Origin of the sequence: Sinorhizobium meliloti, assembly GCF_017876815.1 — a bacterium.
Lineage (GTDB): Bacteria > Pseudomonadota > Alphaproteobacteria > Rhizobiales > Rhizobiaceae > Sinorhizobium > Sinorhizobium meliloti.
The window spans coordinates 3,043,058-3,056,392 of sequence record NZ_JAGIOS010000001.1; the positions used below are offsets into that span (position 1 = coordinate 3,043,058).

The 13,335-nt window shown below is 62.6% G+C and carries 10 protein-coding genes; 7 read left to right on the forward strand and 3 right to left on the reverse strand.

All coding sequences use genetic code 11. From position 1 onward, the window contains the following. Positions 1-72: 72 nt before the first annotated feature. Both JOH52_RS14735 and JOH52_RS14740 read right to left on the reverse strand, forming a co-directional pair. Positions 73-963 (reverse strand): helix-turn-helix domain-containing protein, encoded by an 891-nt coding sequence (locus JOH52_RS14735; RefSeq protein WP_014529374.1) that lies wholly within the window; start codon positions 961-963, stop codon positions 73-75. Positions 964-1,044: 81 nt separating this feature from the next. Then, complete coding sequence (locus tag JOH52_RS14740) at positions 1,045-2,463, reverse strand: alanine/glycine:cation symporter family protein (protein ID WP_010969573.1); 1,419 nt, start codon at positions 2,461-2,463, stop codon at positions 1,045-1,047. Positions 2,464-2,898: 435 nt separating this feature from the next. On the opposite strand from JOH52_RS14740, the gene gndA reads away from it, so the two are divergent. Both gndA and JOH52_RS14750 read left to right on the forward strand, forming a co-directional pair. Next, positions 2,899-4,329 (forward strand): NADP-dependent phosphogluconate dehydrogenase, encoded by a 1,431-nt coding sequence (gene gndA / locus JOH52_RS14745; protein WP_107010507.1) that lies wholly within the window; start codon positions 2,899-2,901, stop codon positions 4,327-4,329. Between the two features lie 104 nt (positions 4,330-4,433). Next, on the forward strand, positions 4,434-4,700 hold the full coding sequence (locus JOH52_RS14750) for a hypothetical protein (RefSeq protein ID WP_013844584.1): 267 nt from the start codon (positions 4,434-4,436) through the stop codon (positions 4,698-4,700). A gap of 107 nt (positions 4,701-4,807) precedes the next feature. Here JOH52_RS14750 and JOH52_RS14755 read toward each other — a convergent pair whose 3' ends face one another. Further along, positions 4,808-5,869, reverse strand: a complete 1,062-nt coding sequence (locus JOH52_RS14755) for a LacI family transcriptional regulator (RefSeq protein WP_014529376.1) — start codon at positions 5,867-5,869, stop codon at positions 4,808-4,810. A 484-nt stretch (positions 5,870-6,353) separates the two neighbouring features. Between JOH52_RS14755 and JOH52_RS14760 the strand changes: the two genes are divergently transcribed. The 5 genes from JOH52_RS14760 to JOH52_RS14780 all read left to right on the forward strand — a co-directional run bounded on the left by JOH52_RS14760 (position 6,354) and on the right by JOH52_RS14780 (position 13,283). Further along, positions 6,354-7,589 carry an ABC transporter substrate-binding protein gene (locus JOH52_RS14760; RefSeq protein WP_003536827.1) on the forward strand — a complete coding sequence of 412 codons (1,236 nt, stop codon included), beginning with the start codon at positions 6,354-6,356 and terminating at the stop codon, positions 7,587-7,589. A 192-nt stretch (positions 7,590-7,781) separates the two neighbouring features. Beyond that, positions 7,782-8,690: a carbohydrate ABC transporter permease gene (locus tag JOH52_RS14765; RefSeq protein WP_003536826.1), complete on the forward strand. Its 909-nt coding sequence runs from the start codon at positions 7,782-7,784 to the stop codon at positions 8,688-8,690. Further along, complete coding sequence (locus tag JOH52_RS14770; RefSeq protein ID WP_003536825.1) at positions 8,683-9,624, forward strand: carbohydrate ABC transporter permease; 942 nt, start codon at positions 8,683-8,685, stop codon at positions 9,622-9,624. The genes JOH52_RS14765 and JOH52_RS14770 overlap by 8 nt, the downstream gene beginning before the upstream one ends. Before the next feature lie 6 nt (positions 9,625-9,630). Then, entirely contained in the window at positions 9,631-10,716 is a 1,086-nt protein-coding gene (locus JOH52_RS14775) for an ABC transporter ATP-binding protein (protein WP_010969568.1), read from the forward strand. Between the two features lie 92 nt (positions 10,717-10,808). Then, complete coding sequence (locus JOH52_RS14780; RefSeq protein ID WP_013844583.1) at positions 10,809-13,283, forward strand: beta-mannosidase; 2,475 nt, start codon at positions 10,809-10,811, stop codon at positions 13,281-13,283. The last annotated feature ends 52 nt before the right edge of the window (positions 13,284-13,335 follow it).

The following is a 13,335-nucleotide window of genomic DNA, read 5'->3' on the forward strand; positions in this document are numbered from 1 at the left end:
CCAATCTTGCCGCGTAGGCTCGAAACCGATTAACGGTGCCGGTCGCCTATGGACGTGACAAAGTCTTTTGAATCAGGTCGTTGTGCGGAAATTCTCAACCCGGCCAATGCCGAAGCGCGCGGCCAACTGCCGCTGGATTTCGCGCGGCGTGAAGGATGTGAGCCCTCTTGCCTCCCGGGCAAGATGGGCCTGATCGGCATAGCCGGCATCGACAGCGAGATTTGCCAGCGTGTCCCCGGGCCGCGAGCGGCAGGCGGCCAGGAAGCGCTGCAGGCGAAGAATGCGGCCGAGGGTCTTTGCGCCGTAGCCCAGATGCTCGTGGCAGTGACGGCGAAGAGTCCGCTCGCTGGTGCCGATCTCACGGACAAGGGTCCGGATAGCATCGTCCACGGTCGACCGGCCGACCTGGAGATGTGCGACGCAAGCCGCAATGTCCGGCGGCGGCGGCTCGGCGGCGGATAGACGTCCAAGCAGGGCCGCGGCAAGAACACCGAGCCGCTCCGGCGTGCTCGCTGCATCCCTGATCCGCGCCTCGATCTCGTTCGTAGCCGGTCCCCAGACGAGATGGAGCGGCACCGTTTGGCCGGTCATTTCACGGAGCGGCGTCCGCAACCACGACGCCGCCGCGCCGATCCGGAATCGGGCGCCGATGATGGTTTCGCCGGCAGGAAGCTCGGGAAAGGCGGCAATCCTGTCGGGACCGACGATGGCGAGCCCCTTCGACGACCAGATGATGTCGCTGCAACCGTCGGGTACGACGGCGATGCTCGAAGGGGCGCCGTCGGGCATGCGATGCAGCCAGAGGCATTTGAAGTGGAAGGCGAGCGCCGCTGGGGGCGACTGCTCACGATAGATTCCGCTCGTCTGCGCGAGTGCGGGAGGGCCGAGCCTCAGCCTGGCCTCCTGCTGGAGCCGTTCGGGGGCGCGGGCGTCTTTGTCATATACGGGGCAGGACGTTCCCATTGCCCTCTTTTGCGCCGGCGAACCTGCGCGGTCAATGCCCGATCGCCGAGGCAAGGAGTGCCTCGGCGATCCCAGCTGGCTCTAATCGCGCGACCAGATCTCGCCGTCGATCTTTCCCTGCAGTTCCGGATAGTCGGCCGCGTGGAAAACCGGGACGGCGCCCGCTTTACGCTGTTCGAAATAATCTTTCGTCAGCTTTGCGATGGTCCCCGAAAGGAGCAGGATCGCGACGAGATTGATCGTCGCCATCAGTCCCATGGAGGCGTCGGCCGCGTCGAAAACGGTGGTGATACTTTCGTAGGCTCCCCAGACGACCATCGCCAGCGTGGCGCAACGCATGATCATAAGCCCGAGTCGGTTGCCCCCGCCGAGATAGGTCAGCGCGTTTTCGGCGTATGAATAGTTGCCGATGATCGAGGTGAAGGCGAAGAAGAAGATCGCGATGGCGATGAAATAGGTGCCGGCCGAGCCGATATGGGTGCTCATCGCCGCCTGCGTGAGCTGTGTTCCTGTGACGCCGGAGCCGGGTTCCAGCGTACCCGAAAGCAGGATCATCACCGATGTCGCGGTGCAGATCAGTATCGTGTCGATGAAGACGCCCAGGGACTGCACGAAGCCCTGCGACGAGGGATGGTGCGGTACAGGCGTCGCCACGGCTGCGATATTCGGGGCCGAGCCCATGCCTGCCTCGTTCGAGAAGAGGCCGCGTTTGACGCCGTTGAGCATCGCTGCAGCAATCCCGCCGGTGATGCCGCCGGCCGCTTCCTGAAAGCCGAAGGCGCTCGAGATGATCGTCCAGAGTACGCCCGGCACCGCCGAGGCATTTGCGATCAGCACGTAGACGGCCGTGAGCAGATAGGCCGCGGCCATGAAGGGAACGACAATCTCGGCGACGCGGGCAATCTGGCGGATGCCGCCGAAGATCACCACGCCGGAGAGGAGGGCAACGGCCACGCCGACTGCGAGTTTGGGCACGCCGAAGGCGCCCTGGACCGCATCGGCGATCGAGTTTGCCTGAACGGCGTTGAACACCAGACCGAAGGAGAGGATGAGGCAGGCCGAGAAGATCGTGGCCGCCCAGGGCGCATTGAGGCCGCGAGCGATATAGAAAGCCGGCCCGCCGCGGTATTGCCCGTCCTCGTTGCGAATCTTGTATAGCTGAGCCAGCGCGCTCTCGGCATAGGCGGTCGCCATGCCGACGAACGCCACGATCCACATCCAGAAGGTCGCGCCGGGTCCGCCGAGATAAAGAGCGACCGCCACGCCGGCGAGGTTACCGGTTCCGACACGTGAGGCGAGGCTGACCATAAGCGCCTGGAAGGGGCTGATCCCGGCCGCATCCTTGCTGCCGCCGCGGCTTAAGACCCGGAACATTTCGGAGAAATGAACGATTTGGGGAAAGCCGAGCCGGACCGTGAAATAAAGGCCGACCGCAAGCAGACCATAGATGAGCACATAGCCCCAGAAGATCGTGTTCAGAAAGCCGATGATCGTATCCATACGGTCCTCGCTCCTATTGCATTGGAGGTTGCGCGCCGGCCCCTCGTTCCCGTCGCGCGGGGGACTCGGACGTATTGTGCGGCATTAGGGCGCAAACTCGACTCAGATCAAGGCTCTGCGGGGCTGGATCGGGCAGAACACGGGGCATGAGGCGATATATCCCGTGGATTCGCTTCGGACGCATTCAGAAGGAGGGCGTAGAGGGTGCCTTCCGGCGCGTGTTCAAGGCGTCGAGCAGGGGTCGGAAAAGGTTTGATTTTGTCAGGAACGGCTTGTCGTAAATCGATTTGAATGCCAAAACAGCCTCCGCCGCCGCGTGCCGTCCGGTCCCTGATTTCCTTGGGGGGCGGCAGACACGCGCAGATCAATTCGAAGGGCCGGCACGCGCGCGATTGCGCCCCGTGGCCGGCTCTCCTGTCCAATGGAGGCAATCACGTGTCACAGGCGGAAATCGGCCTAATCGGTCTCGGAGTCATGGGCTCGAACCTGGCGCTCAACATCGCTGAAAAAGGCAACAGGATCGCCGTTTTCAACCGCACGGTCGACGCGACACGCAAATTCTACGCTGAGGCCGGCGCACTCAAGGACCAGATCGTCCCCTGCGAAACGATCGAAGAATTCGTCGCCGCCATCCGCCCGCCGCGTCCGATCATTATCATGATCAAGGCCGGTGATCCGGTCGACCAGCAGATGGAGGCCCTGAAGCCCCATCTCGCCAAGGGCGACATCATGATCGATGCGGGCAACGCCAATTTCCGCGACACGATGCGCCGTTTCGATGCGCTGAAGGACTCGGGTCTCACCTTCATCGGCATGGGCGTCTCCGGTGGCGAGGAAGGCGCGCGCCACGGGCCCTCGATCATGGTCGGCGGCACGGAAGAATCCTATCGGCGCGTCGAGAAGGTTCTGACCTCGATCGCTGCGAAATATGATAGCGACCCCTGCGTCGCCTGGCTCGGCGAGCACGGGGCGGGGCACTTCGTCAAGACGATCCACAACGGCATCGAATATGCCGATATGCAGATGATCGCCGAGATTTACGGGATCCTGCGTGACGGATTGAAGATGACGGCACAGGAGATCGGCGAGGTCTTCGGCGCCTGGAACAAGGGCCGGCTCAACTCCTACCTGATCGAAATCACCGAGAAGGTCTTGAAGGCCGCCGATCCGCTGACCGGCAAGCCCATCGTCGATATGATCCTCGACAAGGCCGGTCAGAAGGGCACCGGCAAATGGTCGGTGATCGAGGCGCAGAACATGGGCGTGCCTGCGACCGCAATCGAAGCGGCGGTCGCAGCGCGCAGCATCTCCTCGGCGAAGGAAGAGCGGGAAGCCGCCGAAAAGGTTCTCGGTCTGCCGCCGGTCGGCGAAATCAAGGTGGCCGACAGGGACGGCTTCATCAAGGACCTGGAAAACGCGCTGCTCGCCGCCAAGATCGGCGCCTATGCGCAAGGCTTCGCAGTGATGGCGGCGGCGTCGAAGGAGTTCGGCTGGAACCTGCCGATGCCGACGATCGCAAAGATCTGGCGCGCCGGCTGCATTATCCGCTCGCAGTTCCTCGACGAGATCACCACCGCCTTTACCAAAGCACCGGATGCCGCGAACCTGATCGTCACCCCCGCCTTCGCCGCCATGGTCAAGGAGAGCGACGGCGCGTTGCGACGGGTGGTTTCGACGGCCGTCCTCGGCGGTCTGCCGGTGCCTGCGCTGGCCTCGGCGCTCGGCTATTTCGACAGCTACCGCCGCGGCCGCGGCACGGCCAACGTCATCCAGGCGCAGCGCGACTTCTTCGGCGCCCACGGTTTCGACCGTGTCGATGGCGCAGACAGCCATCACGGTCCATGGGGCAGCGGTCTGAACGCTTGAGATCGCATGCGTTTAAGGGGGCGGCTTGGCCGCCCCCTTACGACAAGTCCAGGCAAGCCCAGGCGGTTAAGATCTCAATAAGGGAGCCATTCGAGAAGGCAGGCATGAAATTCACAGTGATCGAAGGGGGAAAGGCGGCGGAGGTCACGGCCGCCGGATCGGTGACCATCCGCGACGAGGCGGAGAGACGCATAAAGGCGGCGGGCTATGAGCAGTGGCGGGTGCGGAGCCTGGCAACCGGCGCGCCTATCCCAGGGCCTATCCAGTACCTGAAGATGCAGATCGATTTCGTCGCCGGAAAGCTCGAGCAGCTCAATCCCATCCCAAGCGATTTTACCGACGACAAGTACTGGCCTGCCGCCGGGATTTGAGCCCTGCTGCATCGGCGCGGAAGAGTCTTTTCAGCCCAAGGACTTGGACTGGCTGGATTCCTGTGACAGCACAGGAATGAGGGGCGCTGGTAACAGGCGGGGCAGGCCTACGATACCGCCGACCTCGCCATCGGCGGCTGGAATTCCGGTTGGCTGAGGCTCTGAAGCGTCTCCGGCGGGCGGCCTTCGATATGGCCGATCACAGCCTTTGCGAGCTCGCGCCCGGCAATGCGGATGTCCTCATACATCGTCATTACTTCCGGACGCAGCCAGCGCAGGAAGTCGCTCGGCACTTTCGACACCATTTCGGCGTCCTCGCCGACCTTCTTGCCTGCCGCTTCGATCCCTGCGATCAACGCGATCGCGCCGGAGCCGCTGCCGGAAACCACACCGTCGGGGGCATCGGGGGAACGCATCAGCTTCTCGAATGCATCACGGATGGCCACCAGGCTGTGGTCGATGTTGACCTGGTGAAAGCTTACGGCTTCCGCGCCGAAGTCCCTCACGCCCCTCTCGAAACCGGTGCGCATGTGCGAATGGAAGGTCAGGTTCGGCGGCGGCTCGAGGAGCACCAGCCGCCGCCTGCCGCGGTCGACGAGCTTTCGGACCGCCTCGTAGGCGAAGCGCTCGTTGTCGAAGTCGTGATAGGGATGGATCAGCCCCATCTCGGTGCGTCCATGGGTGGCGAAGGGCAGGCGGCGCTCGGTTAGTAGCGTTACGCGCGGATCGTTGGGTTCGGTTCGGGAGATGATCACCCCGTCCGCCGCGCCGGTATCGAGAATGTAGCGGATCGGACCGAGCGGATCCTTGGCCGAACTGTAGGGCGTCACGACCAGGTGGTATTGCGTGCCGGCGAGAATTTCGGTGATGCCGATGACCATGGGGCTGGTGATGCCCATGATCTCTTCCTCCAGGGTCAGCACGAGACTGATGACATTCGTCTTGCCCGTCCTGAGGCGAACACCCGCGCGGTTGGGCTGATAACCGATCTGTTTTGCTACAAGACGGACGCGCTCCTTGGTTTCCGCACCGATGTCCGGAGCATCCTTCAGGGCGCGCGAGACGGTGGTGACACCGAGCCCGGTCATGAAGGCGATCGTCTTAAGGGTCGGTCTGCCGCCTTCGACCGGCGCCGCCGTCGTCGCTCTGTTCTTCGTCTTGCCATCCATGCCCGTCACGCCAATCCGCTCTCCTGAACCACGGCCCCCCGTCGCACTCGTTCAACCGCAGGCCGCGTCGCCCCGCCTTATATACGAAATACGGCTGCCGGCCACATTCATCGACGCCGATGTTCAGCCGGAAATCTGTAACGATACAGTAGCAATGTCGAGCATTTTCGTTGCTGCAATGCGAAGGGCGCAACCCGCAGGTTGAGTTCCGCCACGGAGAGCGCCGATGTCGCATATGGGAAGACATTAAAGGCTCCTCCGAGACGAAAAGTATGGGAAGACCCAGCGTTACTAACAGCTTACCTCGAAAAACACGTTGAGAGCCTTGCCTCTGACCAGACGCTTCGTCGATACCTTTCTCACAGGAATGTGCTACCAAAAATTGTATTTTCACATTTATCGTGAATTGGCCGTTGTAGGTGTTGCGCGGGGAAATTCTTTGATCTAAGTTTTTACGGCAACGTTACAGTGAGGGAGGACACTCATGAATTTACGTTTTCTAGCTGCCGCTTTGGGCGCAACCGCTGCCTTGCCCTTCGGCGCTGCCAGCGCGACCGATCTCGAGGTCACGCATTGGTGGACTTCGGGTGGAGAGGCGGCCGCGGTTGCCGAGCTTGCGAAGGCTTTCGACGCAACCGGAAACAAGTGGGTCGACGGCGCGATCGCCGGCTCCGGGGGTACGGCGCGCCCGATCATGATCAGCCGCATAACCGGCGGTGACCCGATGGCCGCCACCCAGTTCAACCATGGCCGTCAGGCGGAAGAGCTGGTGCAGGCGGGATTGATGCGCGATCTCACCGATATCGCCACCAAGGAAAATTGGAAGGAAATCGTGAAGCCGTCGAGCCTGCTCGACTCCTGCACGATCGAAGGCAAGATCTATTGCGCGCCGGTCAATATCCACTCCTGGCAGTGGCTCTGGCTTTCGAACGCCGCCTTCAAACAGGCGGGCGTCGAAGTTCCGAAGAACTGGGACGAGTTCGTCGCAGCCGCACCGGCGCTCGAGAAGGCCGGGATCGTTCCGCTCGCCGTCGGCGGTCAGCCGTGGCAGGCGAACGGCGCCTTCGACGTGCTGATGGTCGCGATCGCCGGCAAGGAGAACTTCGAGAAGGTCTTCGCCCAGAAGGATGAGGAAGTGGCGGCCGGGCCTGAAATCGCCAAAGTCTTCAAGGCTGCAGACGATGCCCGCCGCATGTCGAAGGGCACCAACGTCCAGGATTGGAACCAGGCGACCAACATGGTCATCACCGGCAAGGCCGGCGGACAGATCATGGGGGACTGGGCCCAGGGCGAGTTCCAGCTTGCGGGTCAGAAAGCCGGCGTGGACTACACCTGCCTTCCGGGTCTCGGCGTCAACGAGGTGATCTCGACCGGCGGCGACGCGTTCTACTTCCCGCTTCTGGAGGATGAGGAAAAGTCGAAGGCGCAGGAAGTGCTGGCGTCGACCCTGCTCAAGCCGGAAACGCAGGTGGCCTTCAATCTGAAGAAGGGCTCTCTGCCGGTGCGCGGGGACGTCGATCTCGCGGCCGCGAACGACTGCATGAAGAAGGGCCTCGATATCCTCGCCAAGGGCAATGTGATCCAGGGCACGGACCAGCTTCTGTCGGCCGACAGCCAGAAGCAGAAAGAGGACCTCTTCTCCGAGTTCTTCGCGAACCACTCCATGACGCCGGAAGATGCGCAGAAGCGTTTCGCCGACATCATCGCCGCTGCGGATTGAGAGCGGCGCTCCAAGCCCCGCACTTTGACGGGGCTGATCTTCCCTCGCCGAGAGCACGGTGAAATCGTGCCGCCTGCGCTGATTTTTGTCGGCGCAGGCGTGGCGGGCGAGGGCGGCAAATGGGCGTGAGCCGCCGGCGCATTCCGCGGTGCCCATCACAAGAAAACCTTTTGCAGATCCGGAGGAGGAAACATGACAGGTCTAACACGTGGCTCGGCGCGGCCGAACCAGTGGCTGCGAAACCTGAATGCGAAGATCGCCTCTATCCCGATGATACTCACGGCCATGGTCATCTTCGTGGGCGGCACGGCCTGGACGGTCGTCTACTCCTTTACCAATTCCAAGCTCCTGCCGCGGCTCGCCTTCGTCGGCTTCGACCAGTATGAGCGGCTGTGGGCCGCGCCTCGCTGGCTGGTCTCGATCCAGAATCTGGCGGTCTTCGGTTGCCTCTCGCTGGTTTTCAGCCTGGTGATCGGCTTCGTCCTGGCCGCCCTGATGGATCAGAAGATCCGTTTCGAGAACACGTTCCGGACGATCATGCTCTATCCGTTCGCCCTGTCGTTCATCGTCACCGGTCTCGTCTGGCAATGGCTGCTCAATCCGCAATACGGAATCCAGTCGATCGTCAGGTCTCTTGGATGGACGAGCTTCTCCTTCGACCCGCTCTACAATTCGAACATCGTCATTTACGGCATTCTCATCGCCGCGCTGTGGCAGGGAACGGGCCTCGTCATGTGCCTGATGCTGGCCGGGTTGCGAGGGATCGACGAGGACATCTGGAAAGCGGCCCGGGTCGACGGCATCCCGATGTGGAAGACCTATGTGCTGATCATAATCCCGATGATGCGCGGCGTCTTCATCACCACTCTGGTGATCATCGCGAGCGGCATCGTCAAGGTCTACGACCTCGTCGTGGCGCAGACGAGCGGCGGCCCGGGCATCGCCTCCGAAGTGCCCGCCAAATACGTCTACGACTACATGTTCCAGGCCCAGAACCTGGGCCAGGGCTTTGCCGCCTCCACCATGATGCTCGTGACCGTCGCGATCATCATCGTGCCGTGGGCATATCTGGAGTTCGGAGGAGGGCGCAAGCGTGGATAACATCGCCAATCACAGCATGGCCGCGGCTTACGAGACTGCCCCCGGCGGTCCCATGGCCGGGCCTCGCGGCAGAAAGCCGCGCCGGACGCTCTCCCGCCGCAATATCATCGTCTACGGCACTTTGATCGTCGTGGCGCTCTACTATCTTCTGCCGCTTTACGTGATGATCGTCACATCGCTCAAGGGCATGCCCGAGATCCGCGTCGGCAACATCTTCGCTCCGCCGCTCGAGATCACTTTCGAGCCCTGGGTGAAAGCCTGGGCGGAGGCCTGCACCGGTCTCAATTGCGATGGGCTTTCCCGCGGCTTCTGGAATTCGGTGCGCATCACCGTGCCGTCCGTGATCATCTCGATCGCAATCGCTTCCGTGAACGGTTACGCGCTCGCCAACTGGCGCTTCAAGGGCGCCGATCTGTTCTTCACCATCCTCATCGTCGGCGCCTTCATCCCTTACCAAGTGATGATCTATCCGATCGTGATCGTGCTCAGAGAAATGGGCGTCTACGGGACGCTGACCGGCCTGATCATCGTGCACACGATATTCGGCATGCCGATCCTGACGCTGCTGTTCCGCAACTATTTCGCCGGGCTGCCGGAGGAGCTCTTCAAGGCCGCACGCGTCGACGGCGCAGGGTTCTGGACGATCTATTTCAAGATCATGCTGCCGATGTCACTGCCGATCTTCGTGGTTGCGATGATCCTCCAGGTGACCGGGATTTGGAACGACTTCCTTTTCGGCGTGGTCTTCACCCGGCCGGAATACTACCCGATGACGGTCCAGCTCAACAACATCGTCAATTCGGTTCAGGGCGTGAAGGAATACAACGTCAACATGGCGGCCACGATCCTGACCGGCCTCGTGCCGTTGACGGTCTACTTCGTCTCCGGCCGCCTGTTCGTCCGCGGCATCGCAGCCGGCGCAGTGAAAGGATAAGCAAGCATGACAAGCGTATCTGTCAGGGACCTGTCGTTGAACTTCGGCGCCGTCACAGTGCTCGACAGGCTCAATCTCGACATCGATCACGGGGAGTTCCTCGTCCTGCTCGGCTCTTCCGGGTGCGGCAAGTCCACGCTGCTCAATTGCATTGCCGGGCTGCTCGACGTTTCCGACGGGCAGATCTTCATCAAGGACCGCAACGTCACCTGGGAGGAGCCGAAGGACCGCGGCATCGGCATGGTGTTTCAGTCCTATGCGCTCTATCCGCAGATGACCGTTGAGAAGAATCTCTCCTTCGGCTTGAAAGTCGCCAAGATCCCGCCGGCCGAAATCGAAAAGCGCGTGAAGCGGGCCTCGGAGATCCTGCAGATCCAGCCGCTGCTCAAGCGCAAACCTTCGGAGCTCTCCGGCGGTCAGCGGCAGCGCGTGGCGATCGGCCGGGCGCTGGTGCGCGATGTCGACGTCTTCCTGTTCGACGAGCCGCTGTCGAACCTCGACGCCAAACTGCGCTCCGAACTGCGCGTGGAGATCAAGCGCCTGCACCAGTCGCTGAAGAATACGATGATCTACGTCACCCATGACCAGATCGAAGCGCTGACGCTGGCCGACCGGATCGCCGTCATGAAAAGCGGCGTGATCCAGCAACTCGCCGATCCGATGACGATCTATAACGCCCCGGAGAACCTCTTCGTCGCCGGCTTCATCGGCTCGCCGTCGATGAATTTCTTCCGCGGCGAGGTGGAGCCGAAGGATGGACGCAGTTTCGTTCGGGCCGGCGGCATCGCCTTCGACGTGACCGCCTATCCGGCGCATACCAGGCTGCAGCCGGGCCAGAAAGTCGTTCTCGGCCTGCGGCCGGAGCACGTGAAGGTCGACGAGGCGAGGGACGGCGAGCCAACGCATCAGGCGGTCGTCGACATCGAGGAACCGATGGGGGCGGACAACCTCCTATGGCTGACATTTGCCGGCCAATCGATGTCGGTGCGGATTGCCGGCCAAAGGCGCTACCCGCCGGGAAGCACGGTGCGCCTCTCCTTCGACATGGGCGTCGCGTCGATTTTCGACGCCGAGAGTGAAAACCGCCTCTGACAAGTCGCGAAGCGGACCGGGATACGAGACTCGGTCCGCATCAATGAAACGGCGCCGGTGCAGGCCGCCCGGTGCACGAATGGACCATGGAAATGCCTTCCGAGACCCCGAACCGCGATGCCGTCCGTATCGACCTTTCCGGCGATTGGCTGCTTGCCGCCGCCGACAACAGCCACGCCCTGACGATCGCGCTGCCGGGCGACGTGCACAGCGCGTTGCAGCGGGCCGGCATCATCGCCGATCCCTATCGCGGCCGAAACGAGGCCGATGTCCAGTGGGTCGCCCGGAAAGACTGGGTGCTCGAGCGCACCGTCGTCATCGATGCCGACGATCTGAACGGGGGATGGTATCTCGACTTCGAAAGCATCGACACGGTCGCCTCGGTCTACGTCAACGATGAACTCGTATTGCAGGCCGAGAATTGCTTCCGCCGTTATCGGCCTGACGTATCGGGCGCGATCGTCGCCGGCGAGAACCGCATTCGCATCGTGCTCCATTCGGCAATTGCCGAGGGAGCGCGGCGGCAGGCGGCGCAACCCTTCTACGTGCCCTATCACGACGGCAATTCGCCGATCGCCAACGGAAACATGCTGCGCAAGCCGCAATGCCATTTCGGCTGGGACTGGAATATCGCCATTGCGCCGCTCGGGATCTACGGCTCGCTGGCGCTCTGCCGGCTGGAAACGGCCCGCATCGAACATGTCACCACGCGTCAGATGTGGCTGGATGACGGGTCCGTCGATCTGCAGGTGACGGTCCAGCTCTTCGCCCGTGAACCCGGCATCGTGCCGGTCCATTTCATGCTCGACGGCGTGCGCGAGCGGCTGGATTGCGCGGTCGGCGCCGGGGAAACGCGCCTTACCCATGTCTTCACGGTGCAGGAGCCCAGGCGCTGGTGGCCGGCCGGCAGCGGCGACCAGGCGTTCTCGACGCTTAAGGTGGAGGTGCCCGGCGAAACCGTCACGCGTCAGATCGGCTTCCGCACGATCGAGCTCGTCACCGATAAGGACGAGGCGGGGAGCCGCTTCGCCTTCCGGGTAAACGGCCGCGAGATCTTCTGCCGCGGGGCCAACTGGATACCGGCGGATGCTCTGATGTCGCGGGTAACGCCCGAAAGTGTCGAGGACCTGCTTCGCTCGGCGGTCGACGCGAACATGAACATGATCCGCGTCTGGGGGGGCGGCTTCTATGAGCCCGACTGGTTCTACGATCTGTGCGACCGGCTCGGTCTGCTCGTCTGGCAGGATTTCATGTTCGCCTGCAATCTCTACCCGTCGACGCCGGATTTCCTGGAGAATGTTGCGGCCGAAGTGGACTATCAGGTCAGGCGGCTTTCGACCCATCCGTCCCTCGCGCTCTGGTGCGGCGACAACGAGCTTGTCGGCGCGCTTACCTGGTTCGAGGAGAGCCGCCGGGATCGCGACCGCTATCTCGTCTCGTACGATCGCCTGAACCGGACGGTCGAGGCGGTGATGAAGCAGGCCTGCCCGGAAGCGATCTGGTGGCCGTCCAGCCCCTCCGTCGGCTACCTCGATTTCGGCGACGCCTGGCACGCCGACGGCGCCGGCGACATGCACTACTGGTCCGTCTGGCACGAGAACAAATCCTTCGACAATTACCGCACCGTGCGGCCGCGCTTCTGCTCGGAATTCGGATTCCAGTCCTACACCTCGATGCAGGTCATCCGGCAGTTCGCCGAAGCGCATGACCTCAATATCGCCTCGCCGGTGATGGAGGCGCATCAGAAGAATGCCGGCGGCAACGAACGCATTGCCGGCACGATGTTCCGCTACTTCCGCTTCCCCAAGGATTTTCCGAGCTTCGTCTATCTGAGCCAGATCCAGCAGGGCCTCGCGATCCGGACGGCCGTCGACTACTGGCGGTCGCTGAAGCCCCATTGCATGGGCACGCTCTATTGGCAGCTCAACGACACCTGGCCGGTCGCGTCGTGGTCGAGCCTCGACTACGGCGGACATTGGAAGGCGATGCACTACATGGCGCGCCGCTTCTTCCAGCCGGTTGCCGTAGCCGCAATTCCCTCTGCGGATGGGCGGGAGATCGCCTTCTCGATGGTGAACGACACGGCCGAGCCGGCGACGGTCGAGTTGCAGGCGTTCCTGGTCTCGCTCGACGGCAATCGGCAGCGGCTGCTCGCCGCAGCGGGGACGTGCCCGGCCGATCGCGCGTCGACACTCGTGACGGTCGCCGCGAAGGACATTCCGCCAGACACGCTGCTCTTCTGGTCTTTCGAAGCTTCGAACGGGGCAACGGGCGAGGGACACTATGCCCACGGTACCTATAAGGCGCTCGATCTCGTGCCTTCCGGCCTGACCATCGAGGCGGTGCCTCGGCCGGACGGTTCCTTCGATGTCGCCGTAACGGCAGCCGGGCTGGCGCTGCACGTCATGATCGAGGCCGATGTCGAGGGACGTTATTCCGACAATGCCTTCGATCTGACCGCCGGCGAGACGAAATCGATCCGTTTCACCCCGAGGATAGCGCTCGACGCGGGCGCGAGCCCACGCTTCAGCGCCTACGATCTCGAATCCTGCCAGGGAAAAGGGTGACCCCTTTTACGCGCACTCCCAAGCAACCGTTCCAACGAAACCACCAGGAGAT